Genomic DNA, 23534 nt, shown 5'->3' on the forward strand with positions numbered 1-23534 from the left:
GACCTGCATCGGCCCTTTTGTGGTGCGTGGACCGACAGGAGCCTCATGACATCTCTGAAATCCCTCAATGGCAAGGCCGGTCCGGCCATCGGGGTGGCCATGGCGACCCGCGCGCTCGCGGGGCTGATCGGTCTGGCGATGGCCTGGTTCCTGTCCGGTGCCATTGCCGCCGTGGTGTTCGATGGGGCGGATATCCAGGCCGTTCAGCTGTCGTTGGCCCTCATCGCCGGACTGGCTCTCCTGCGTGCCCTTGCGGCCTTTGCCTCGGACCGGAGCGCGTTCAGGGCGAGCGCAGCGGTGCGCGGGTATCTCTTCGCGAGCCTGTTGGATCAGGCGGCCAGACTTGGTCCGGTGCGGCTCTCGGGGACGCCGACCGGAGAGATTGCGACGCTCTTCCTTGAGGCCGTTGCAGGCGTCGAACCCTACTGGCGCCGCTGGATGCCGGCACTGGCGCAGGTGAGCCTGCTGCCGCTTGTCATCCTGCTGGTTGCTTTCCCGCTTGATTGGCTGACCGGCCTCGTGCTGTTCGCGACGCTGCCGCTGTTGCCGCTGTTCATGATCCTGGCGGGGCGGGCGGCGGAGAGCGCCAGCCAGCGACAATGGGCGACTCTGGCGCGGCTGGGCGGGCATCTGCTCGACGCCATCCGGGCCCTGCCAGATCTCAAGCTGCTCGGCGCCGCCGGTCGGTCGACCGGCGAGGTGGCCGCCGCTGCCGAGGCCTATCGCAAGAGTACCATGGGCGTGCTGCGCCTCGCCTTCCTGTCGGCGCTGGTGCTGGAGTTCTTTGCCACGGTGTCGATCGCGCTGGTGGCGGTGCTGGTGGGCTTTCGCCTGATGTGGGGCACGTTCGATTTCCGCACCGGCTTCTTCCTGTTGCTGCTGGCGCCCGAGTTCTACGCGCCCCTGCGCCAGCTCGGCCTGCAGCGCCACGCCAAAATGGAGGCGGAAGCGGCGGCAGAGCGCCTCTTTGCCTTCCTCGATCGTTCGGGCGAGACAGCCTCGACCGCAGCCGCAGCAGCACCTAACCTGTCCCGCATCGGCCTCACCTTCGAAGAGGTGACGGTGCGCCACGAGGACGGCCGGCTTGCTCTTGACGGGGTGAGCTTCTCCGTCGCTGCCGGTGAGCAGCTGGCGCTGGTGGGGGAAAGCGGATCGGGCAAGAGCACGGTGCTGGCGCTCCTTTGCGGCTTTCTGCAGCCGACCGGCGGACGCATCCTCGTCAATGGTCAGCCGCTCGATGGCCTTGACCCCACTCTTTGGCGGAAGGCGCTTACCGTGGTGGCGCAGAAACCGCATCTGTTTGACTGGACGCTGGCCGACAATGTGGCGATGGCGGAGGGGAACGACGCGGATGCCGTCCGTTTGGCCCTTGCCGCGGCGCGCGCCGAGGAGATCGTCCGGCGCTTGCCGGAGGGCCTGGCGAGCCGCCTCGGGGAAGCCGCTAGCGGCGTGTCCGGTGGCGAGGCGCAGCGTCTGGCTCTTGCGCGGGCCTTCCATCGCCGCAGCCCGCTGGTTCTGGCGGACGAGCCGACGGCTCATCTCGATGCCGACACGGAGCGCGACATCGCCGAAGCCATGGCGCGACTGGCGGCCGGTCGGACCATGATCACCGTCGCCCATCGGCTCGAAACGGTGCAGCGCGCCGATCAGGTGCTGGTGCTGGAGCGCGGGCGGATCGTCGAAGGCGGTCGGCCTGCCGAGCTGCTGACCCGCGCGGGCGCCTTTGCGCGCCTGATGGCGTCCGGCGCCGTGCTCGCCTCCGACCGGAGGGCAGCGCGATGAAAATGCTCCTTCGCCTTCTGTTGCTGGCGCGCCCGCATTGGGGATGGATGGTGTTGTCGGTGTTGGTGTCGACGGCTGCGACGCTCGCCAACATCGGGCTAATGGCGACGTCGGGCTGGTTCATCACGGCCATGGGGCTGGCCGGCGTTGCCGGCGTGACCATGAACTATTTCACGCCCGCGGCGCTGATCCGCGCCCTGGCGATCGTCCGGACGGGGGGGCGTTATCTGGATCGGCTGGCGAGCCATGAGACCACCTTGCGCCTGCTGGCGACGCTGCGGGTGCGGATCTTCGCCGGATTGGTGCCGCTGGTGCCGTTTCAGGATCGGCACTGGCGCTCGGCCGATCTGGCGGGCCGGATCTCCTCCGATGTCGACCGACTGGAGCTGGTGTTTCTGCGGCTGATCATGCCGGTCATGGTCGCCTTGCTCACGATGATCGTCGTGGTGGCGGGGCTGGCCTGGGTGTCCGGTGCACTTGCCCTCGTTGCCCTTGGCTCACTGCTTTTGCTCGGCCTCGCGCTTCCGGCCCTGACGGCCCGTGCCGATGCTGCGGCCAGCGCGGATGTTGCGATGACCACGGCCGCGCTGCGCAACCGGCTGGTCGATGACCTCGACGGGCTCGCGCCCTTGCTGCTCAATGACGCCTGGCCGCGCGAGCGGGCGCGCCTTGTCTGCGGATATGCCGACCTGCTCGACGCCGAGGGGCGGCAGGCGCGCAGTCAGGCCGTGGGCCTGAGCGCCATGGGGCTCGCCACCGATCTGTCGCTGGTCGCGATGCTGATGGTTGGGGTGCCGCTGGTGCGGTCGAACCTGCTCGCAGGCCCCGACCTGACGCTGGCAGTTCTGGCGCTGCTGTCGGCCTTCGAGGCCTTCGCGTCCATGCCGGACGCCTTCGCCAGTTTGCGAGGCGCTCTCGCCTCCGCCCGGCGGCTGTTCGATCTCCTGGACCGGCCGCCAAGCCTGATGGAGCCGGCCGAACCGCTGCCTGTGCCGGAGCGCTTTGACCTGACCTTCGAGACGGTCAGCCTTGTCTACCCGGGCAGCGCGCGCCCTGCCCTAGACGGTCTGATGCTCGAGATCGGGCAAGGCGCCTTCGTGGCGATCACCGGTGAGAGCGGGGCAGGCAAATCCAGCCTCGCCCAGTTGCTGGTGCGTTTCTGCGACCCGAGCGGAGGCCGCATCCGTCTTGGCGGCCTCGATCTTCGCGACCTTGCGAGCGAAGGACTGCGCCGCGTCGTCGTCGCGGTGCCGCAGGCGTCCTACCTGCTGTCCTCGACGGTCCGGGCCAATCTCTGCCTTGCCCGCCCCGAGGCCTCGGAAGCCGAGCTTCTCGCAGCTGCTGGACAGGCAGAGTTCGGCTCCGTGCTGGCGCGGTTGCCGTTGGGGCTGGATACAGAGATCGGTGTCGCCGGCGCGCATCTGTCGGGCGGTGAAGCGCGGCGGCTGGCGATTGCCCGCGCGCTTCTGGCCGATCCCAAGGTGCTGGTTCTGGATGAACCGCTCGAAGGTCTCGACGGGGAGACGGCGCGGCGTCTGCTCACGTCGCTGGCGGCGAGCCGCAAGGGGCGCACGACGATCGTCATCACCCACCAGCTCGCAGGAGCCGAGGTGTTCGATCGGGTGATTACCCTGGCGGACGGTCGCTTGCTGCCGACGGACTGATCACGCTGGTCCGGTCGGTCGGGGGTGCCAGGCGCGGGCAAGCTCGGTGAACTCGGACGCCGCGCGGCTGTGGTAGCGTTCCCGGTGATGCAGAACGGAGAAATTCCGCTGCGGCAGATCGGCGTCGACGCGCTTCAGCACACCGGCCTTCAGGGCGCAGGCGACGACCATCTGCGACAAGATGGTGGCGCCCGCTCCCGCTTCGACGGCACTCAGCACGGTCTCGTTGGACGGCATTTCGAGGGTTACCTGGATGTCGGACGCCGGCACGCCATAGGCGGCGAGCACGGCTTCAAAGGCCGATCTTGTGCCGGAACCGGCTTCCCGCACGACCCATTGGGCATCGCGCAGCCGCTCGCTCAGCGAGCCGTTGTGCCCAAGCCAGGGATCATGGGGGGCGGCGACGAGCGCCAACTCATCGGCAAAGAGCGTTTCGATGCTGAGGCGGGGATCGTCGAGCGGGCCTTCAACGAAGCCAAGCGCCACGGCGCCCTCCCCGACGCGCGCCGCGACCCACTCGGTGTTGCCGAGTTCCAGGGAGACCTTCAATCCCGGATGCTTCTGGCGGAAGCTGTTGATGACGCGCGGAATCCAGTAGGCGCCGATGGTCTGGCTGGCTGCGACGGTCAGGGTGCCGCACCGCATGTCGGCCACGTCGGCCAGCATGGCCTCGGCATCCTGCGCGCTGGCGAGGATGGACCGGGCGCGCACCAGGAAGAGCCGACCGGCTTCCGTCAGCGCGATGCGGCGACCAATGCGGTCGAACAGGCGTATGGCGTAGCGCGTTTCAAGGGCGGTGATTGCCGCGCTGGTGGCGGACTGGGTGAGATGCAGGTCGGCGGCCGCCTGGGTCACATGTTCGCGCTCGGCAACCGCCACGAAGATGCGCAACTGTTCGAGCGTCATTCACATTCACCGACCAACTGAAACTAAAGAAGTTTTATCAGGCCGAGGGTCCAGGTGGCAATGAACAAGCTGGCCAGGGCTCCCAGCAGAGCTGGTCTGAGACCGCGCTGGGTGAGCTTGCCGAAGTTGGTTTCCAGCCCCATCGCCGCCAGCGCCATGGTGAGCAGCACGGTGGACAGGAGCGCCAGGTCCGCCTTGATTGCCGGGGGCAAGGGAATGGCACTGTTGAGCAACACCATGCCGAGGAAGCCGAACACGAAGATCGGCAGCGGCGGTCGCACACCGGCGTGCCGGCCCACGCCCTTGCGCGCAGCCAGACCAGCCATGGCGAAGACCACCGGCGCCAGCATCATCACACGGGTAAGCTTGGCGATGGTGCCGGTGGTACCGCCGTCCGGGCCATAGGCGAAAGCTGCCGCCACGACTTGCGCCACTTCATGGATCGAGGAGCCGGCCCAAAGGCCGAAGCTGCGCGGGTCCATGGACAGCAGGTGACCGATCCAGGGATAGGCGAACATGGAAATGGAGCCGAAAACCGTGACGCAAGCCACGGCATAGGCGACGTCTTCGTCATCGGCCTCAACCACGCTGTCGGCCGCCGCGACCGCCGACGCGCCGCAGATCGATGTGCCCGCGGCAATGAGCTGGGCAAGCCGGCCATCGACGCCGAGCCAGCGTCCCATCTGAACGGTTGCGAGAAAGGTGGCTGCCACTGCCGATGCGATGATCGCCAGTGCCCCGAGGCCAACTTCAGACACCTGTGTCAGCGTCAACTGCAGGCCCAGCAACACGATGGCGGCGCGCAGCAGGCGTCGCATGGAGAAGACGATGCCCGGACGCAAGGCCGGGCCCACGCCGATCGTGTTGTTGACGATCATGCCGCCGATGATGGCGAGGATCATCGGACTGAAGGTGTTGAGGCCGGGGACCAGTCGCAGCGCATAGGCGCCGCCGGTCAGCGCGCAGCAGAGCAGCAGGCCGGGCATCATCTGCTGCAGACCCTGCAGCGGTGCCTCCAGAGCGGCTGATTGCAGGTCGTCGTGTGTTTCGCTCATGGGGCGGTTCCTTTCCGCCCAGCTATGGCCGTTCAATGTCAATCGGTTCCAACGCAAAATTCTTGTCGTTTCGTTCGATGAAACCGAACGATTGGTTCTCTCAGCCGTTGAGGAATGCCCGTGCCGGCGAAGGGGCCCTGGCCTCCTTCAGGCATCGTCCGATCGCAAATTTTGTGATCGGGGGTCGCATTCCCTCGCATTGTCCGGGGCGAAAACCCCTTGTAAAGCTATGGTCATATTTGAAGACCCAGGAGAAACAGACATGCGGAAATCCTTGGCAATCCTGATGGCGGGCATGGCCCTGTCCTTTGCCGCTACACCCGGCCGTGCCGATGACCTGACGATTGCCGTGGTCGGTCCGATGACCGGCCCTCTCGCCTCCATCGGCGACTGGCAGAAGCATGGCGGCGAAGCGGCGGCTGCCCTTCTGAACGATGCCGGCGGCGTCAACGGCGTGAAGGTGAAGATCGTCGTCGAGGATGACGCTTGCGATCCCAAGCAGGCCGTCGCGGTTGCCAACCGTCTCGTTGCCGATGGCGTGAAGTTCGTGGCCGGCCATGCCTGCTCGGGTTCGTCCATCCCGGCCGCCGCCGTCTATGCCGACAACAACGTGCTGATGATGACCCCGGCGTCGTCCAACCCGGCGCTCACCGAGAAGGGCTATCCCACCGTCATGCGTCTGTATGGCCGCGATGATGCCCAGGGTGCCTTCGTTGCGCCCTGGATTGCACGCCACTATGCCGGCAAGAACGTCGCCATCCTGCATGACAAGTCGGCCTACGGCCAAGGCCTCGCCGAAGTGGTCAAGGCCTCGGTCAACGCCGCCGGTCTCACGGAAGTGCTGTATGAGGGCATCAATCCGGGCGAGAAGGACTATAGCTCCTTGATCGGCAAGCTGCAGAGCCTGAAGGTCGATGCCGTGTATTTCGGCGGCTACCACACCGAAGGCGGCCTCATCAAGCGCCAGGCGGCGGATCGCAACTATGCTCCGGACTTGATCATGGCCGACAGCCTGTCAACCGCCGAATATTGGGCGATCACCGGTGCCGCCGGCGAAGGCAGCTATTTCACCTTCCCGACGTCGCCGGTCAACCTGCCGTCGGCTCAGGCCGCCGTCGCCAAGTTCAAGGCTGAGAACTACAGTCCGGACGGCTTCACGCTGTTTTCCTATGCCGTGGTGCAGGCCATCGCAGAGGGTGTGAAGCGCGCCGGCTCGGACGATCCGAGCGCTGTTGCCGAAGCCCTCAAGAATGGCACGCCCGTCGACACCGTGGTCGGTTCGATCGTCTTCGACGAGAAGGGCGACATCAAGGATCCGAAGTTCGAGATCAATCTGTGGCATGACGGCAAATACGCCCCGATCGACATCAACAAGTGATGGCCTGATCGAAGCCAGCCTCGAGCCGATTATGCAGACCGCCCGGAAGTCACTTCCGGGCGGTTTTGTTTTTCAGACCAAAAACGTCAAGAATAATTGCGCTTCAATTCATGATATCACGCATCAAGAATTTGAGAATCAGTATGTATTATAGCGTAATTCAGGTTCATGCAGATCGACATATTCAAAAACGAGTAATTAACTTCATTCAATTATTTGATTCTTTGTGACATTTTACGGTGAGGGTGCGATGAACGTCGGTATTCTCGTTGACGAAGCCAAATGTACCGGCTGCAACCGGTGTATCGGCGACTGCCCGATCGATCAGGCCAATGTTGCCTATGTGGTACATGGTCAGCACAAGGTCCGGGTCGACGAGAGCGCCTGCATCATGTGCGGCCAGTGCATCGCGGCCTGCGATCACGGCGCCCGCAACTATCGGGACGATACCGACGATTTCATTGCCGATCTCGAGCGCGGCAAGCAGGTCGTCGTCATCGCGGCTCCGGCCGTACGCCACAATTTCCCTGACTACGAGCGGCTGTTCGGCTGGCTGAAGAGCAAGGGCGTTGCGGCCATCCACGACGTCTCCTTCGGCGCCGACATCACCACCTGGGCCTATCTGAAGGCGATCGGCGAGCGGAAGATTCCCTCGCTGATCGCCCAGCCCTGCCCGTCGATCGTCCACTATATCGAGACCTATCAGCCGGGTCTGATCCCGGCTCTGGCTCCGGTGCACAGCCCGGCGCTCTGCACCGCGATCTGGCTGCGCAAATATGCCGGCGTCACCGCCCCGATCGCCTTCCTGTCGCCCTGCGCGGCCAAGGGCATGGAGTTCCGCGATACCGGCGGCGCCATCGCCTACAACGTCACCTACCGGAAGCTGAAGGACTATTTCGAGAAGCGAGGCATCGACCTCAAGAGCGCTCCACGTGCTGGCTTTGACGGTGTCGATTGCGGTCTCGGCCTGACCTTCAGCCGTCCCGGCGGCCTCGGCGAAAACATCCGCCATGTGGTCGGCGACGATGTCTGGATCCGCCAGGTCGAAGGCACCGGCCTCGTCTACGAGTATCTGGAGCAATATGAGAAGCGTGCCAAGGCCGGCAAGCCGTTGCCGCTGGTGGTCGATGCCCTCAATTGCGCCCATGGCTGCAATCTTGGCACCGGCACCTGCCACGACGTCGATATCGACGACATCGATCATCATATGAACCGGCTGAAGGTAGAAAAGGCCAAGACCAAGACGCGCAAGCGCATGCTCGGCGGGGCGTCCTATGCCCCGTTCGAACAGTTCGACAAGCAATTGCGGCTCGACGATTTTCTGCGCGGCTACGAAGACCGCACGGGCGCGGTGCACACCACCGAGTTCAGCGAGGCCGACTATGATCGGGCCTTCAAGGCTCTGCACAAGAACGACGAGGCCAGCCGCAAGATCAACTGTTATGCCTGCGGCTATGGCAACTGCCGACGCTTTGCCGCCGCCATCCTGCGTGGGACCAACACCGAGGAAAACTGCATCAACTTCGCCCGCTCCGTCGCCGACGAGGAACATCGTCAGGCCGAAGCCAGCCGCAAGGCGGAATCGGCCAAGCAGGAGGAGATCCTCGAACTCAACCAGCTGATGGAACGCGTCAAATCCATGAGCGCGGACAAGGAGCGCAAGTCGTTCGAGCTCAAGGAGCACGTCGGGGCCATCACCGGCGCCATCACCGAGGTTGCCGAAGGCAGTCGCGAGGGCGCCCAATCGGTCAGCCGCATCGACGAGCAGGTGCACCGGGTCTGCGACATTGCCGAGAAGGTCAAGGCGAGCATCGGCAGCATCGAAGCGGAAATGGATGGCTTTGGTGCGGCCCTCAAGGAAATCGCCAACATCGCCAACCAGACCAACCTGCTGGCCCTCAACGCCCAGATCGAGGCGCAGCGCGCCGGGGATCAGGGCCGTGGCTTTGCTGTGGTGGCCAGCGAGGTCAAGCAACTGGCCGGCCAGACCCGCACCGTCGTCACCGCCACGCGCAGCAGCGAAACCGCCATCCTCTCGGTCAAGGAGGAGTTGCGGCACATCGCGGTCGCGCTTGAGGAAAACATGGATCTGGTGGCCAACCGCGTCACCAATCTCAACATGATCATGGAAGAGACCAGCAACAAGTGCGACCTGATCGAGGAGACAGCCCGCCGGCTCGCCGCCGAGGGCTGACTCCGTCGCATCATGCCTTGGTCAGCAAATCCTTCAGCGTCAGCGCGATCACTTCCGTGGCGGCCTTGAGGTCGCTGAGCTTCACGTGCTCGTTGGCGGCGTGGGCGTTGGCTTCGAGGATCGAGCGCGGGCCGGCGCCATAGAGCACGGTCGGGATGCCGGCGGCCGAATAGTGGCGGGCGTCGGTGTAGAGCGGCACCCCGGTCGGCGCCACCGGCACGCCGAGCACGGCGGCGGCGTTCTTCTCGATGGAGGCGATCATCGGCGCGGCGCCCGGCAGTTCGCGCAGCGGTTCGGCCAGCATGATGCGCCGGCATTCCACTTCGAGGCCCGGGACCTTCGGCGCGGCGGCTTCCACCAGCGCGATCAGCCTGGCTTCGACCTCAAGGCCGTTTTCTTCCGGGATCAGGCGGCGGTCGAGCCGCATGGTGATGCGGTCGGGCACCACGTTGGTGTTGATGCCGCCGGAGATGAGGCCCACGGTCAGCTTGGGCGAGCCGATGCCCTTCTGAGCCGACACCGTGTCGCCGAGGCGATGGCGCTCGGCATAGAGTGCGGCGAGGATCGGCACAGCGTGTTCCAGCGCGTCGACGCCGGTCTCGGGCATGGCCGCATGCGCCTGCTTGCCGCGCACGACGATTTCCATGTGCAGCACGCCGTTGTGTGCCGTGGTGATTGCATAGGAGAAGCCGGCGGAGATGGCGAGGTTGGGCTTGGAGAGCCCCTGCTCGATCAGCCAGGCGGGGCCGACGTAGCCGCCCGCCTCCTCGTCGAAGGTCAGGTGCAGTTCCACCGTGCCGTCGAGCGGCAGGCCGGAGGCGATCAGCGCCTTCAGCGCGAAGGCATAGGTGGCAAAATCGGACTTGGACACGGCGGCGCCGCGACCGTAGATGGCGCCGTTCTGCTCGACGGCGCCATAGGGATCGACGGTCCAGCCCTGCCCTGGCGGCACCACGTCGCCATGGGCGTTGAGCGCGATCACCGGCCCCTTGCCGCTGCCGAAGGTGTGGCGGACGATCAGGTTGGTCACCGAGATCATGCCGTTCTGCTGCACGAAGGGCTCGGGCACCGGGTGGCGCTCCACCTTGAAGCCCTGGGCTTCGAGCAGGTCGGCCGCCTTGTCGGCGATCGGCGCGCAGTCACCGGCGGGATTGTCGCTCGGCACGCGCACCAGAGCCTTCAGAAAGGCCACTTCGTCGGCGAAAGCGGCGTCGATGATCGATTTCATGGTCATTCCTCTGAGACATCCGTCTGGTCGGCCAGTTTGCCGATTGTCTTGATCAAGGCTTCCACGGCAAGGCCCATGTCGTCAACTGTGGCGAATTCGGCGGGGTTGTGGCTGATGCCGCCGCGGCAGCGCACGAAGAGCATGCCGACATCGGTGAGCGCCTTGATGGCGTGGCCGTCATGGCCGGCGCCGGACGTCAGCCGCCTCGTGGGATGACCGAGAGCCTCGATCGCGCCGGCAAAGGCGTCCTGCAGGCGTGGCGCGCAGGGGGTGGTGGCGTTGTCATAGAAGCGATCCATGGAAAAGCCCACGTGCCGTCGCTCGGCAATGGCGCGGCAGCGCGCCTTGATCTCTTCGGTGGCCGCCGCACGGGGCGCGTCGCTTTCGGCGCGCAGATCCAGTGTGAACCGCACCCGGTTTGGAATGACGTTGATGGCGCCCGGCTCCACGGTGAGGCGGCCGACGGTGGCGACCATCTCGTGGGCGCGACCGGCCAGAGCCACGTCTTCAATGGCGGCCATCATCTCGGCACTGGCGGCAAGGGCGTCGCGGCGCAGCGTCATCGGCACGGTACCGGCATGGCCGGCCTCACCGGTGACGAGGACATTGAAGCGCGACTGGCCGGCGATGGAGGTGACCACGCCCAGCGCCTTGCCCTCGATCTCCAGCACCGGCCCCTGCTCGATGTGCACTTCGAGATAGCCGAGCACGTCATCGGGGGCATAGGCGGCTGCTTGGCTCGCATCGGGCTCGCAGCCGAAATCCGTCAGGGCTTGCCGCAGGGACACACCGTCGGCGTCCCTGGCGTCCAGCGCGGTCGACGGGAAGATGCCGGCCACGGCGGAACTGGAAGCGAGCGAGGTCGGGAAGCGCACGCCCTCTTCATCGCCAAAGGCAAGGACGTCGACGCCGAACGGCAAGGCGACCTCACGCGCGGCCAGTTCCTGCAAGGCCAATATGCCCGCGACCACGCCAAGCATGCCGTCATAGCGCCCGGCATTGACCACCGTATCGATATGCGAGCCGATCAGCAGCCGCTTGTTGCCGCCGACGCCGGCCTTGCCGGCCTTGCGATGGCCCCGCACGGTGCCGAGGGCGTCCACGGACACCTCAAGCCCGATCTCCGTCATCCAGCGCGCGACGAGGTCGACGGCCTTGGCGTGCGCGGGCGACAGATAGAGGCGGGTCAGCCGGCCCGGTTCGTCGGTGAGCGCGGCCAGCGCGTCGAGCATGGCCTGCGCCCGTTCACCCAGTTGGCGCGTTGCGGTCACGGCAGCACCCGGTCTTCAAGGCGGAAACGGAAAATACGGGATATCTGGGTCAAGGCCGTGTCGAACTCTGTGGCGGCGTCATTGTGGATGCGCGCGTCAAAAGCGTCGAGGATCATGTCCTTGGTTGCGCCCTTGACCGCGAAGATGAAGGGAAAGCCGAACTTGGCCTTGTAGGCGTCGTTGAGCGACGTGAACCGGGCGAACTCTTCGGTCGTCAGTCGGTCGAGACCGGCGCCCTTCTGCTCTTTCTTGGAATCCTCGGCCATGGTGCCGGCAACGGCTGCCTTGCCGGCGAGATCGGGATGGGCGCGGATCAGGGCCAGTTGCTCCTGTTCGGTTGCCGCGCGCATGGCGGCGGCAAAGGCGTCGACGAGGGCGGAGCGGTTTGCGAACGGGCGCGCCTCGGCCGCGCGCACGGCCACCCAGGGCGAATGCTCGGCCACATCCCCGAAGCGGTCGACGAACTCCGCCGCCGTCCATCCATTCACCGCCTCGATCCCAACCGGTTCGATCATTTCGCCCTTCCGTGTCTGACACAAATCACCGGCAAGGTCGCAAATCGGCGTTGTCGACGCAATGGTCTGCTTGAGAAAGCGGAGCGAGAAGCCTCGCGTGACGGGTCCGTTGGAGTCGTCAAAAAATGCTGATTTCATAACGTCTTGCCAACTTTCTGCACCGTAACATGGGAGTTGACCTTATTTCGCCATGCGTCCATGTCAGACTGACGTTGGTGGCGCATGAAGTCACCAATGCCACCAGCGAGGCCGCAATGACGCCCGAGTTCCCGCGTGATCTCTCTCCTGCGCAGCGGAAGCGCTCGACGCTTGCGCGATTGCGCCGGAGCCACGGGAGCCGTTGAATCATGGCCCTGCGCGCGCCTGCCCGCTTTCGTCTTGTTCGCCGTTGGGTTCACGCGACACCGCTGCGGCGCAACTCGGTCTACGGCCTTGTCGGTACGACGCTGGCCGTGGGGGCCCTCTATCTGCGCTTCGGCTCCGAAATTCCGGCTGCGATGGCTGAACTGTCGGCCGTCGTCAATCGGCCTGCCATGGTGACCACGGAGATCGTCGCGCCTCAGCCGCCGCCGACCAAGTCGACGAGCGTGCCGGCCCGCGATCCGTTGCGCAATCTGCCTCACGACACGCTGGCCGATCTGGTCTCTCCCGAGCCGGTCAGTCCGGTTCCCTTCACCCGCGTGATCCGCCCCCAACCGCAGGCGCTCTGCACGGCGCTGGCCGACATGGGCGTCACCGGAGCCAAATGGCGGGACAATCCGGTCACGCCGGGCGAATGGACCTGTGACAGCGAGCTTGTAAACTTCGGTCCGGAGGCCACCGGCGAAGGGCAGCCCAAGCCTTCATCGATCTTTGTTTCGCTGCGCGGGGCCGCGCCCGATCGCGTTGATGTCATCCGCCTCAAGCTCAATCTCCCAGACCCCAAGAGCGCTCCGCAGGCTCGCCAGGCTTTCGACCGGGTGCTTGAGGCCATCCACGCCCGCTTTCACTGGGACGTGCCGCCAGCGATCCTGGACGCGGTCGATCGCGTCCGCACGACCGAGGTGGAAAATCATGGGGTGGTTTATGACGCCCGTCGCTCCTGGGGCGACGTTCCGCGCCTCGACCTGGTGATCACCCTGAAGGATGAAGCCGGGATCCTGCCGACGGAGGGCTTCACCGGCACACTGAACATCCTCAAGCCGGAGGACCAGCCGAAGCCAAAGCCCGGACCGGCCAAGCTACCGACACCGTCCGTCGCCGATCTGCCGGCGGCGGGGGCATCCTCATCCGCGCCCATCGAGGATGTGACGCGGTAACCAAATCTGATCATTCGACTTTTCACGAAATTGCCGCGACGGCATAGTAAAGACGATCCGCAACGCCGCCGACGGTGGACGCTGCTTGCCAAATCAGCAGGTTCGATCTTGTGCGGCGCACAAAATTGTGATGCCTTCTCCGCATCTTTTTGCATCTAGAAATGGGATTGATCATATGTCCGTCAATTTTGGAACGTCGGGCCTTCGCGCCCCTGCCGAAGGGTTTACCACCGAGGTGTGCCGGGCCTATGTTTCCGCTTTCCTTGACGTGACTTGCAAGGGCGCGGCCAGCCGCACCGTCTATGTGGGCGCCGACCTGCGCGACTCGAGCCCGCGCATTGCTGCTGCTTGCGTCTCCGCCATTGCCGCCGAAGGTTGGACGGCTGTCTATGCCGGCAACGTCCCGACGCCCGCCGTCGCAGCCTACGCGCTGGAACGCGGCTGCCCGGCGGTGATGATCACCGGCAGCCATATCCCCGAGACCTACAACGGCATCAAGTTCTACCGCCCCGACGGCGAGTTCCTGAAGGACGACGAGGCCCCGGTGCGCGAAAAGGCGCTGGCGCTGCTCAACGCCGGTGTCGAGACGCCCGTCGTTGCCCTGCCCGCCGTTGATCCGGCCATCGCGACCGCTTACGTCCAGCGCTACGCCAAGGCCTTTGCCGGCGCGCCGCTCAAGGGCATCAAGATCGGCGTCGACCTGCATTCCGCCGTCGGTCGCGATCTGACCGTCGAGATCCTCACCGCGCTTGGCGCCGAGGTGCACCCCTTCCGCCGCGCCGACCGTTTCATCGCCGTCGACACCGAAGCGCTGGATCCGGCCGACATCGCCCGCGATCGTCAGATCATCGCCGAGCTGAAGCTCGACGCGGTGGTCTCCACCGATGGCGACGGCGACCGTCCCTTGGTGATCGACGACGCCGGCAATCAGGTGAACGGCGACATCCTGGGCGCCCTCACCGCCCGCTTCCTCGGCATCGCCACGGTGGTGACGCCGTTGTCGTCCACCTCAGCCATCGAGTTGAGTGGCTGGTTCAAGGTGGTCGACCGCACCAAGATCGGCTCGCCCTATGTGGTGGCCGGCATGGCAGCGGCCACGCTTGCGCCGATCGCCGGATTCGAGGCCAACGGCGGCTTCCTGTTGCAGTCGGATCTGGCGCTGGCCGCCGGTGCCCTCACCCGCCTGCCGACGCGTGACGCCATCCTGCCGATGATCGGTGTGCTCCTGATGAGCGCGCGGGATCGCAAGCCGTTGTCGGCGCTGGTGGCTGAGCTGCCGCCGCGCGTGATGAAGGCCGATCGCCTGAAGGAGATCGCGCCGGAGATCGGTGGTGCCCTTCTCAAGAAGCTGGCGACCGATGATGCTGCCCGTGTCGCCCTCGACGCGCGCCTGGCCGCCCCTGCCGACGTCAATCTGACCGATGGCGTGCGCCTTTCCTATGCCGACGGAGCCATCGTCCACTTCCGCCAGTCCGGCAATGCGCCGGAGCTGCGGTGCTATGTGGAGACCGAGAGCGCGCCCCGCACGGAAGCGCTGCTGAAGGACATGGTTGCCCGCCTGGAAGCCACGCTGCGCTGATCGGGTTCTGCCATTGCCGCAAGACAAAGGGCCGGAGCGCACCATGCTCCGGCCCTTTTCATGTCTGCGAGGCTTCGCTTGCGTGTCAGCTGGCCGCACGTTCCTCGCCGGGCAGGTCCAGGCCGAGCTCCTTGGCGAGATAGGTCTGTGCGGCGCGCGCGCCCAGCGGCTTGCTGAACAGGTAGCCCTGGAAATAGCGGCCGCCGGCGATCAGCATGTTCTCGAGGTCGTCTTCGGTCTCGACACCCTCGATGATGCAGTCGAGTTCAAGCGTCCGGCAAAGCTCGATGATGGCCTTGGCCACATTGCGGGAGGAGCCTCCCTCCTGCAGCTGCGTCACGAAGCAGCGATCCAGCTTGATCTTGTTGAGCGGCAATCTGTGGATGTAGCCGAAGCTTGAATAGCCAGACCCGAAATCGTCCAGCGCAATGCGCGACCCATCAGCCGTCAGGATCTTCAGGCTCTCGCAAGCCAGGTCGAAGTTGGTCATCACGCTGGTTTCCGTGATCTCGAACTCGATGCGGCGAGGATCGATGCCGCTTTCGCGCACCAGCCAGCAGATGGTCGAGATCGACGCCGGGCTCATCAGGTCACGGACAGACAGATTGAAGGACAGGCGGATGTGTTCAGGCCACTCCGCCATGGCCGCCAGCGCCTTTTGCAACAGGATGGCCGTGATCTGCTCGATGAGACCGGCGCGCTCGGCGCCACGAATGAACACGTCCGGCGGCACCATGCCCAGCGTCTTCGAGTGCCAGCGGGCCAGCGCCTCGAAGCCGACGGTCTTCTGCTCGATGGCATCCACTTGCGGCTGGAACACCACGAACAGCTCTTCGGCCAGATCGCTGTTGCGCAGCGTATGGTCGATTTCGCCGTTGCGGTTCATCTCGTTTTCGAGGCGCTCGTTGAAGAGCACAAGATCGCCGCGTGAGGTCTGCTTGGCCGAATAGAGCGCGTAGTCGGCCCGTTCATAGAGCAACTGGCCTTCGCGACCTGCGTCGGGGAAGCGGGCGGCGCCAAAGGTGCAGGAAATGCCCACCTTGGCGCCATTCACGTCAAACTTCTCGCGCAGGGCGTTGCCGATCTGATTGCAGAACTCGACGACCTCGTCCTCGCCGCTCACGCCCTTGAGGATGAAGGCAAACTCGTCGCCGCCCAGCCGGGCAATGAAGTGCGAGGGCGATGCGAAGTGTCCGAGCCGTCGGCCGACCTCGGAGAGCAAGGCGTCACCGGCCACGTGCCCGTAGAGGTCGTTGACCGGCTTGAAGCCGTCCAGATCGGCGACGCCGACGTAGAAGCTCTCGCCGTGGCGTTCCGCCTGCCGGGTCAGCGCCGACAGTTCCGAGAAGAACTGGCGGCGGTTGGGCAGCGCGGTGAGAAGGTCATAGTGCGCGGCGCGCTGGGCCGAGATGCGAAGCTCCTCGGCCGTCAGCCGAGCCTTCACGGCGCGCAGCACCACCCCGCGAACGAGCCAAGACATGCCGCCAGCGGACACAGCTCCGGCGAAGCCGACGAAGCCGTATTCGCCCATCACCGCTGGGCCGCCAGTGTAGGCGTAGTAGTACAAGGTGACCATCGGCACCACGACACCCGCCACCGCAAGGCGCCGTGTGGCCGCCGACAGCGAGAAGAGCACGACGATGATCACGAAGTAGATCAGCTTCTGCGGTTCAAAATGCAGGACCTGGTAGAGGGCAACGTTGAGGTAGACCAGGCTGAAGACGGCGGCCCCAACCGCTTCAAGCCGTGGCAGCGAGATGGTTTCCCGCAGAAGCCGGAAGTAGGCAAAGCCGAAGGCGAACGCGGTGGTCAGCGCAAGTCCTGACAGGATCGCGCGGGATGCGCCCGTCTCGATGATGAGGTGCGCGATCGTGATGCAGCAATAGTAGATAAGCCCGGGAACCAGTAGCCCCTTGAGCAATGGCCGGTAGGTTGATGCGACAATGGCATCGGTGCCTCTCCGGACCTCAGGACGCCCCGTTTGCAAAGCGGTATCCTGATGGCGTGTCGCTGCAGACACGAGTACCTCCAACTGTCGGGCGATGACAGCTCGTGGAGCGCATCGGTATTAGTTGCAATGTTTTCATTCTATAGCAGATATCGGTTTCTGTCCCCTTAAGGGGGCTGTGTGGTGATGGGGCCGTCTTCATCGAAAAGCCTGGGGCGGACTTGCAATTGCACCCAAGCTGGGCAAAGTCGCAGCGGGTCCGCTCCGGCGATGGTCGCGACATCTGATCTCGAAATCGTCGCATAGCGTCGGACGTAGCTTCTTGTCCCCGGCTGCCTGCTCACACCAAACGGGAGTGCAGCAGCGCGGTTGGTCCTGAAACCTTGGAGGCTTGCTGTGCAGCGCGTCACGATCACACTCGACGACGATCTCGTTTCCGAAATCGATGCCTTCATGCTGTCGCGGGGGTACAACAGCCGTTCGGAAGCGCTTCGCGACCTCACGAGGGCTGGCCTCAACGATCTTGCCACGCCGGCCGACCCGACCCGTACCTGCGTCGGTGCCGTCGTCTACAGCTTCGATCACGAGAAGCGGGAACTGGCGCGCCGCCTGGCGGCCGTGCACCATCACCATCACGACCTGTCGCTCGCCACCACCCACGTGCATCTGGACGACAACAATTGCCTGGAGGTGACGCTGCTCAAGGGCTCGGTTGGCGAGGTGCAACACTTCGCCGAGCATCTGACCGCCGAGCGTGGTGTTCGCTATGGCAAGCTGGTGATCGTGCCGATCGACCTTCCGACTGAGGCAGCGGCTGTTCGCCATCAGATCCACGGGCCACATGACTGAGGTGGTGTTCGTGGATCAGACTTTGTCGGCCACGTGAGGTCGTCTGCACGTACCATCGCTGCATTTCCGGCTCTGCAACCTAAAGTCGCTTGTATAAAGACATCTATCGGCTTACTAGAGCATATCGACTTTGGCCAGACGATCGGCCTCGGATGTTCGGGCCCTGTGCTCACCTCTGACCTTCCTTCCAAAATCGGTAATCACCCAACCTTCACGTCCCTCGGGGCGCGGAGGGGCTTTTCGTATCCGACATCTCAGGAAAGGGCATGTCACATGGCACTCGGAACAGTTAAGTGGTTCAACGCCACCAAGGGCTACGGCTTCATCGCTCCGGAAGACGGTTCTGCTGACGTCTTCGTTCACATCAGCGCCGTCGAGCGTTCGCAGCTCGGCCAGCTTGCCGACGGTCAGAAGGTCTCGTTCGAGATCGTCAAGGACCGCCGCACCGGCAAGTCTTCGGCTGACAATCTGCAGGCCGCCTGATCCTTCGGGATCATCGACCCTTTGAAGGGCGTGGGACTTTCTGTCCCGCGCCCTTTTTGTTTGTCCGCGACGGTGGCCGGCATTCGTCACTCCAGTCTCATTGAGGCGGGTGCCGCAGGCCCAGGAAACGGCCACATCCCTCGGGCGGGTGGCTTAGTCGGACTCTCTTTGTTCGCATCTTAATTTCAATGTCTTGTCATAATTACTTAATGTGTTGAATCAAGGTGGCGCCGTCGGGTCTGCCTGACCAGATTGCCGCCAGCGATGGGCCTTCGTGGGTTTCCCGCCTTTACCCCTGACCGGCGATGTCCTCTCCGTATTGCGAGGCTTCCCCGTCCGGCGCAGATGGCCCCACAGGTCCTCTCCCTTCATCCCTATCGCTGTGAGGCTAAGGCCGCTCATTCGATCTGTCTCGATGTCGTGAGGCTCAGTTCGCGGGCCACGTGGCGTGTCGCGCACCTGTTCGAACTTCATGTTGAAAGTGAGCTTTAACGTGATAGACAAAATATAATAAATTCAAATATTTATAGTTACATTCTAACTTAATGTGCTAACTCAACTCCGAGCCGAGCGCAGCTGTCCGGGCGATCCTTCTCGCCGTTTGAGCTGAAGAGGTGGGGCGTGGCTGAGGATGGACAGGCGTATTGCTGTCGCGTGCCAAGGGACGCCAGTTGGCGTCGGCACTCAGGAGGTGACGGTCCGTCCCGCCTGGATCTTCTCGTTGGGTGTCTCAGGCCGTTGAGGCAGTCGAGCCGCGCTCGACCAGCGAGCCGGACAGCATCACCTTGCGGGGAGCAAGGCCGGGCGCCTTCAGCCGATCGAACAGCAGCGACATGGCCGTGCGGCCGATCTCGGAGATCGGCTGTTCGATGACCGTCAGGCCCGGGCCGATGAGTTCCGACCAGCTCTCATTGTCGAAGCCGGCCACGGCGATGTCGTCGGGCATTTCCAGATGCAGCGCCTTCAGCGCCTTGACGATGCCGAGGAGGATGAGGCCGTTGGAGGCGATGATGGCGTCTGGCCGCGAGGCCTCGCCGAGCATGCGGGTGATCTCCACCGTCGCCGCTTCGGCGTTGGGCGACACGAAGACCGCTTCCGGCGTCAGGCCATTCTGGCTCATGGCGGCGAGATAGCCGGCGTGCCGTTCGATGGCGGTCGAGCTGGTGTTGCCGAAGAGGCCGACGATGCGCCGCCGTCCCGTCGCCACCAGGTGCTCGACCAGCGACATGCTGGCCTGCAGGTTGTCGATCACCACCGAATCGTGCCGACCGACCGGTCCGGTCCGATCGACAAGTACCACCGGGAAGCCGAAGTCCGTCCGACTCAGTCGCTCCGCCGCCACGCGCGTCGGGGCATAGATCAGGCCGGTGATGCGCTCTTCCTGCATCAGGCGCAGATACATCGCCTCGCGCTCGGGGTTCTCGTCGGTGTTGCAGAGGATGACCCGCATCTCCGCACGATAGGCTTCGTCCTCTACCGAGCGGCTGAGTGCCGTGAAGAAGGGATTGCGGATGTCGGAGACGATGAGGCCGATGGTCTGGGAATGCTGGGAGCGCAGGCGGCGGGCGGACAGATTGGGGCGATACCCGGTGGCGCGAATGGCAGCCTCGACCCGGTCGCGCAGTTCCTGGCTCACCGGCCCTTTGCCGAGCACGCGTGACACTGTCGCGGCAGAAACACCTGCCTTCTGTGCCACATCCTTGATTCCTGCGACCATGTCCATATCCGGCTTCAAGCGGGGTCAGTCATTCACGGCAAAGCCATAAATCGGGAGTAGCGTAGAGGTTGGTTGATCACATTGATCTGGCTCAGCCCGAGACGAACCTCTTTTGTTCTTGCCTGAAAATCGCAGGATTACGGGCTCTTGGCAACGTAAGGGCTAATCCTCCCCCTTGAAATTGATTTCACTCGATTGAGTTGATCCTAAGCTGCGGGCACTAAGGGCAAATACCTACAAAAGAATTTCATAGTGGTTTTTGACAAGAGTCAGTTTCGGCCTCTGTTTGTGAATTCATCAATTCTTTCAGGGGCTTTTATATTATTTTAAGTCGGTCTGTAGTATCCCTAAGTACCCGATTTTAAATCGGTTATACGCTTGACTGAGCGCTGAAAACGTTCTCACATGCAGCCGGAACACAAACGTGGTTCGACGAACGAGCCATCGATGGATGCTGGATAGGAAAGCCCGGCGCGCCGCCCCAAAGCGGCTGGCCAAGACCAGTGGAACGGGAATCCCTCGGGGTTCGCTCACTGGCTTTTCGATGCCGCTCACCGGTGCTGCAAGACGATCGCCGACCGCACTTCCTCGGAACAGTCCTCACAAGGCTCGCCCCGATTGCCCGTGCCCGCAGCGCCTTGTCCGCTGCGTACACCATGACAGGAGCATGACATGCCCGTTGCCAACCTCGCCGACCTTGACGCCCTCGTTGCCCGCGTGAAGCGCGCGCAAGAGATCTACGCCACCTTCTCGCAGGAACAGGTCGACCTGATCTTCCGGCAGGCCGCCTTTGCCGCCGCCGCCGCCCGTATCCCGCTGGCCATCCAGGCCGGTACCGAGACCGGCATGGGTGTGATCGAGGACAAGGTGGTGAAGAACCACTTCGCCTCCGAATATATCTACAACAAGTACAAGGACGAGAAGACCTGCGGCATCCTCGAGGAGGATGAGCTCGGCGGTACCATCACCATTGCCGAACCGATCGGTCTCATCTGCGGCATCGTGCCGACCACCAACCCGACCTCCACGGCCATCTTCAAGGCGCTGATCAGCCTGAAGACCCGCAACGGCATCATCTTCTCCCCGCATCCGCGCGCCAAGCAGTCCACCTGCGCCGCCGCCAAGCTGGTGCTGGACGCTGCCGTCGCCGCCGGTGCCCCCAAGGACATCATCGGCTGGATCGACACCCCGTCGGTCGAACTCAGCAACGCGCTGATGAAGCACCCGCAGGTCAACCTGATCCTCGCCACCGGTGGCCCGGCCATGGTGAAGGCCGCCTACTCTTCCGGCAAGCCCGCCATCGGCGTCGGCGCCGGCAACGCCCCTGTCGTCATCGACGAATATGGTGACGTCAAGCGCGCCATCGCCTCCATCCTGATGTCCAAGACCTTCGACAACGGCATGATCTGCGCCTCCGAGCAGGCCGTGATCGCCGTCGGCTCGGTCTATGACGCCGTCCGCGAGCGCTTCGCCAGCCATGGCGGCTACATCCTCAGCGCCAACGAGCTGGGCGCCATCCGCGACGTCGTCTTCCCCGGTGGCCACCTGTCGCCCGACGTGGTCGGTCAGTCCGCGGTGAAGATCGCCGCCCGCGCCGGCCTCACCGTTCCCGCCGACACCAAGATCCTGATCGGCGAAGTGGATGACGTGTCGGAGGCCGAGCCCTTCGCCCATGAGAAGCTGTCCCCGACGCTCGCCCTCTACAAGCGCGACGACTTCGCCGCCGCTGTCGATGCGGCTGCGGCTCTGGTCGCTCTCGGCGGCATCGGCCACACCTCGGTGCTCTACACCGACCAGGACCGTCACCCCGAGCGTGTCGCCGCCTTCGGCGAGAAGATGAAGACCGCCCGCATCCTGATCAACACCCCGTCGTCGCATGGCGGCATCGGCGACCTCTACAACTTCAATCTGGCGCCGTCGCTGACGCTGGGCTGCGGCAGCTGGGGTGGCAACTCCATCTCCGACAACGTCGGCCCCAAGCATCTCATCAACCGGAAGACCGTCGCGAAGCGAGCCGAAAACATGCTCTGGCACAAGCTCCCCAAGTCGATCTACTTCCGCCGCGGTTCGATCGCCGAGGCCGTCAAGGACCTCGCCGGCAAGAAGCGCGCGCTGATCGTCACCGACCGCTTCCTGTTCCTCAACGGCCATGTGGACGGCACGATCGCCCTGCTGAAGAACACCGGGCTGGACGTCGAGGTCTTCTATGACGTCGAGGCCGATCCCACCATCGCCGCCGTCCGCAAGGGCGCCGACCGGGCCAAGGCCTTCAAGCCCGACGTGATTGTGGCGCTGGGTGGCGGTTCGCCTATGGACGCGGCCAAGATCATGTGGGTGATGTATGAGCACCCGGACGTGCACTTCGAGGATCTGGCGCTGCGCTTCATGGACATCCGCAAGCGCATCTACAAGTTCCCCAAGCTGGGCGTGAAGGCCGACCTCGTTGCCATCCCGACCACCTCCGGCACCGGCTCGGAAGTTACCCCCTTCGCGGTGGTGACCGACGATGTGACCGGCATGAAGTATCCGCTCGCCGACTATGAGCTGACCCCGACCATGGCGGTCATCGACGCCAACTTCGTCATGAACATGCCCAAGTCGCTGACGGCCTTCGGTGGCATCGACGCCGTGACCCATGCACTCGAAGCCTATGTGTCGGTGCTGGCCAACGAGTTCACTGACGGCCAGGCGCTGCAGGCCCTGAAACTCCTCAAGGAAAACCTGCCGCAAGCCTATGCCGAGGGCGCCAAGAACCCCGAAGCGCGTGAGCGGGTGCATAACGGTGCGACAATCGCCGGTATCGCCTTTGCCAATGCCTTCCTTGGCGTCTGCCATTCCATGGCGCACAAGCTGGGCGCCACCTTCCACCTGCCGCATGGCTTGGCCAATGCGCTCCTGATCGCCAACGTGATCCGCTACAACGCCAACAACAACCCGACCAAGCAGACGGCCTTCTCCCAGTATGACCGTCCCAAGGCCCGGGCTCGTTACGGCGAAGTGGCCCAGCACCTCGGCCTCGGCGGCGAACGCACCCAGCAGCGCGTCGACAACCTGATCGCCTGGGTCGAAAGCCTGAAGAAGGCGCTGGACATTCCCCCGTCCATCCAGGCGGCCGGCGTGCCGGAGTCCGACTTCCTGGCCATGGTCGACAAGGTGGCGATCGAGGCCTTCGACGATCAGTGCACCGGCGCCAACCCGCGCTTCCCGCTGATCTCCGAGCTCAAGGCCATCCTGGTCGACAGCTACTATGGCCGCCCCTATGTGGAAGCGCCCGAGCGGGCTGTGGTCGAGGAACTCGATGCCCCTGCCCCGGCCGCCAAGGCCAAGGCCGCCAAGCGCGCGGCCGAGTGATGCCACGGGACTTCCAGGTCCCCAACTGATTGGAGCGCCTTCCCCTTTTTCCGGCGGCTTTCGCCCCGCCTCCGGCCGAATAACGAAGGGGAAGGCACTTCAACACCGCGTACAAAGACAATGCTTGTTCTGTGAAGAGGAAAGATCATGGCAGTGAAAGTCGCCATCAACGGTTTCGGACGTATCGGTCGCAATGTTCTGCGCGCCATCATCGAGTCCGGCCGTACCGACATTGAAGTCGTCGGCATCAACGATCTCGGCCCGGTCGAGACCAATGCGCACCTGATCCGCTTCGACAGCGTGCACGGCCGCTTCC

17 protein-coding genes are annotated in these 23534 nt (G+C 64.3%); 10 read left to right on the forward strand and 7 right to left on the reverse strand.

Annotated features, from left to right (window positions below; translation table 11 throughout):
* The first annotated feature begins 45 nt into the window (after positions 1-45).
* Both cydD and cydC read left to right on the forward strand, forming a co-directional pair.
* Positions 46-1782 (forward strand): thiol reductant ABC exporter subunit CydD, encoded by a 1737-nt coding sequence (cydD, locus tag L2I41_RS02340; protein WP_237151885.1) that lies wholly within the window; start codon positions 46-48, stop codon positions 1780-1782.
* Complete coding sequence (cydC, locus tag L2I41_RS02345) at positions 1779-3446, forward strand: thiol reductant ABC exporter subunit CydC (protein WP_237151886.1); 1668 nt, start codon at positions 1779-1781, stop codon at positions 3444-3446. The genes cydD and cydC overlap by 4 nt, the downstream gene beginning before the upstream one ends.
* Here cydC and L2I41_RS02350 read toward each other — a convergent pair whose 3' ends face one another.
* Together L2I41_RS02350 and L2I41_RS02355 are read right to left on the reverse strand one after the other, a co-directional pair.
* The gene (locus tag L2I41_RS02350; RefSeq protein WP_237151887.1) at positions 3447-4352 is read right to left on the reverse strand and encodes a LysR family transcriptional regulator; all 906 of its coding nucleotides are present in this window, start codon (positions 4350-4352) and stop codon (positions 3447-3449) included.
* 23 nt (positions 4353-4375) lie between these two features.
* Complete coding sequence (locus L2I41_RS02355; protein ID WP_237151888.1) at positions 4376-5407, reverse strand: YeiH family protein; 1032 nt, start codon at positions 5405-5407, stop codon at positions 4376-4378.
* Positions 5408-5669: 262 nt separating this feature from the next.
* Here L2I41_RS02355 and L2I41_RS02360 point away from each other — a divergent pair, with 262 nt between their 5' ends.
* Together L2I41_RS02360 and L2I41_RS02365 are read left to right on the forward strand one after the other, a co-directional pair.
* Positions 5670-6785, forward strand: a complete 1116-nt coding sequence (locus tag L2I41_RS02360; protein WP_390633724.1) for an ABC transporter substrate-binding protein — start codon at positions 5670-5672, stop codon at positions 6783-6785.
* Positions 6786-7035: 250 nt separating this feature from the next.
* Positions 7036-8979, forward strand: coding sequence for a [Fe-Fe] hydrogenase large subunit C-terminal domain-containing protein (locus L2I41_RS02365; protein WP_237151889.1), 1944 nt, complete (start codon positions 7036-7038; stop codon positions 8977-8979).
* 10 nt (positions 8980-8989) lie between these two features.
* Here the strand turns inward: L2I41_RS02365 and L2I41_RS02370 are convergent, their stop codons facing one another.
* Genes L2I41_RS02370 through uraD form a run of 3 tightly spaced genes read right to left on the reverse strand, consistent with a single transcriptional unit; the run spans position 8990 to position 11993 of the window.
* Positions 8990-10207, reverse strand: coding sequence for an ArgE/DapE family deacylase (locus tag L2I41_RS02370; protein WP_237151890.1), 1218 nt, complete (start codon positions 10205-10207; stop codon positions 8990-8992).
* Positions 10208-10209: 2 nt separating this feature from the next.
* Positions 10210-11478 carry an allantoate amidohydrolase gene (locus L2I41_RS02375; RefSeq protein ID WP_237151891.1) on the reverse strand — a complete coding sequence of 423 codons (1269 nt, stop codon included), beginning with the start codon at positions 11476-11478 and terminating at the stop codon, positions 10210-10212.
* Positions 11475-11993: a 2-oxo-4-hydroxy-4-carboxy-5-ureidoimidazoline decarboxylase gene (gene uraD / locus L2I41_RS02380; RefSeq protein WP_237151892.1), complete on the reverse strand. Its 519-nt coding sequence runs from the start codon at positions 11991-11993 to the stop codon at positions 11475-11477. The genes L2I41_RS02375 and uraD overlap by 4 nt, the downstream gene beginning before the upstream one ends.
* Positions 11994-12340: 347 nt before the next feature.
* On the opposite strand from uraD, the gene L2I41_RS02385 reads away from it, so the two are divergent.
* Together L2I41_RS02385 and L2I41_RS02390 are read left to right on the forward strand one after the other, a co-directional pair.
* On the forward strand, positions 12341-13291 hold the full coding sequence (locus L2I41_RS02385; protein ID WP_237151893.1) for a DUF6030 family protein: 951 nt from the start codon (positions 12341-12343) through the stop codon (positions 13289-13291).
* 175 nt (positions 13292-13466) lie between these two features.
* Positions 13467-14870 (forward strand): phosphohexomutase domain-containing protein, encoded by a 1404-nt coding sequence (locus L2I41_RS02390; RefSeq protein WP_237151894.1) that lies wholly within the window; start codon positions 13467-13469, stop codon positions 14868-14870.
* A gap of 85 nt (positions 14871-14955) precedes the next feature.
* Here L2I41_RS02390 and L2I41_RS02395 read toward each other — a convergent pair whose 3' ends face one another.
* Positions 14956-16890: a putative bifunctional diguanylate cyclase/phosphodiesterase gene (locus L2I41_RS02395; RefSeq protein WP_237151895.1), complete on the reverse strand. Its 1935-nt coding sequence runs from the start codon at positions 16888-16890 to the stop codon at positions 14956-14958.
* Positions 16891-17214: 324 nt separating this feature from the next.
* Here L2I41_RS02395 and nikR point away from each other — a divergent pair, with 324 nt between their 5' ends.
* Both nikR and L2I41_RS02405 read left to right on the forward strand, forming a co-directional pair.
* Positions 17215-17667: a nickel-responsive transcriptional regulator NikR gene (nikR, locus tag L2I41_RS02400; RefSeq protein ID WP_237151896.1), complete on the forward strand. Its 453-nt coding sequence runs from the start codon at positions 17215-17217 to the stop codon at positions 17665-17667.
* Positions 17668-17940: 273 nt separating this feature from the next.
* Positions 17941-18150: a cold-shock protein gene (locus L2I41_RS02405; protein WP_237151897.1), complete on the forward strand. Its 210-nt coding sequence runs from the start codon at positions 17941-17943 to the stop codon at positions 18148-18150.
* A gap of 730 nt (positions 18151-18880) precedes the next feature.
* Here the strand turns inward: L2I41_RS02405 and L2I41_RS02410 are convergent.
* Entirely contained in the window at positions 18881-19867 is a 987-nt protein-coding gene (locus tag L2I41_RS02410; protein ID WP_237151898.1) for a LacI family DNA-binding transcriptional regulator, read from the reverse strand.
* 672 nt (positions 19868-20539) lie between these two features.
* On the opposite strand from L2I41_RS02410, the gene adhE reads away from it, so the two are divergent.
* Entirely contained in the window at positions 20540-23218 is a 2679-nt protein-coding gene (adhE, locus tag L2I41_RS02415) for a bifunctional acetaldehyde-CoA/alcohol dehydrogenase (RefSeq protein WP_237151899.1), read from the forward strand.
* Between the two features lie 147 nt (positions 23219-23365).
* On the forward strand, positions 23366-23534 hold a 169-nt coding region (locus L2I41_RS02420), incomplete at its 3' end, for a glyceraldehyde 3-phosphate dehydrogenase NAD-binding domain-containing protein (RefSeq protein ID WP_237151916.1).

The sequence above is a fragment of the Oryzibacter oryziterrae genome, from assembly GCF_021864535.1.
Classification (GTDB): Bacteria; Pseudomonadota; Alphaproteobacteria; order Rhizobiales; family Pleomorphomonadaceae; genus Pleomorphomonas; species Pleomorphomonas oryziterrae.

Coding starts and splice junctions, on each gene's coding strand:
- L2I41_RS02350 (WP_237151887.1), bottom strand. CDS start 4,352: ATGACGCTCGAACAGTTGCGCATCTTCGTGGCGGTTGCCGAGCGCGAA.
- cydD (WP_237151885.1), top strand. CDS start 46: ATGACATCTCTGAAATCCCTCAATGGCAAGGCCGGTCCGGCCATCGGG.
- L2I41_RS02390 (WP_237151894.1), top strand. CDS start 13,467: ATGTCCGTCAATTTTGGAACGTCGGGCCTTCGCGCCCCTGCCGAAGGG.
- L2I41_RS02410 (WP_237151898.1), bottom strand. CDS start 19,867: ATGGTCGCAGGAATCAAGGATGTGGCACAGAAGGCAGGTGTTTCTGCC.
- L2I41_RS02370 (WP_237151890.1), bottom strand. CDS start 10,207: ATGAAATCGATCATCGACGCCGCTTTCGCCGACGAAGTGGCCTTTCTG.
- L2I41_RS02385 (WP_237151893.1), top strand. CDS start 12,341: ATGGCCCTGCGCGCGCCTGCCCGCTTTCGTCTTGTTCGCCGTTGGGTT.
- cydC (WP_237151886.1), top strand. CDS start 1,779: ATGAAAATGCTCCTTCGCCTTCTGTTGCTGGCGCGCCCGCATTGGGGA.
- L2I41_RS02365 (WP_237151889.1), top strand. CDS start 7,036: ATGAACGTCGGTATTCTCGTTGACGAAGCCAAATGTACCGGCTGCAAC.
- L2I41_RS02360 (WP_390633724.1), top strand. CDS start 5,670: ATGCGGAAATCCTTGGCAATCCTGATGGCGGGCATGGCCCTGTCCTTT.
- L2I41_RS02405 (WP_237151897.1), top strand. CDS start 17,941: ATGGCACTCGGAACAGTTAAGTGGTTCAACGCCACCAAGGGCTACGGC.
- uraD (WP_237151892.1), bottom strand. CDS start 11,993: ATGATCGAACCGGTTGGGATCGAGGCGGTGAATGGATGGACGGCGGCG.
- adhE (WP_237151899.1), top strand. CDS start 20,540: ATGCCCGTTGCCAACCTCGCCGACCTTGACGCCCTCGTTGCCCGCGTG.
- L2I41_RS02355 (WP_237151888.1), bottom strand. CDS start 5,407: ATGAGCGAAACACACGACGACCTGCAATCAGCCGCTCTGGAGGCACCG.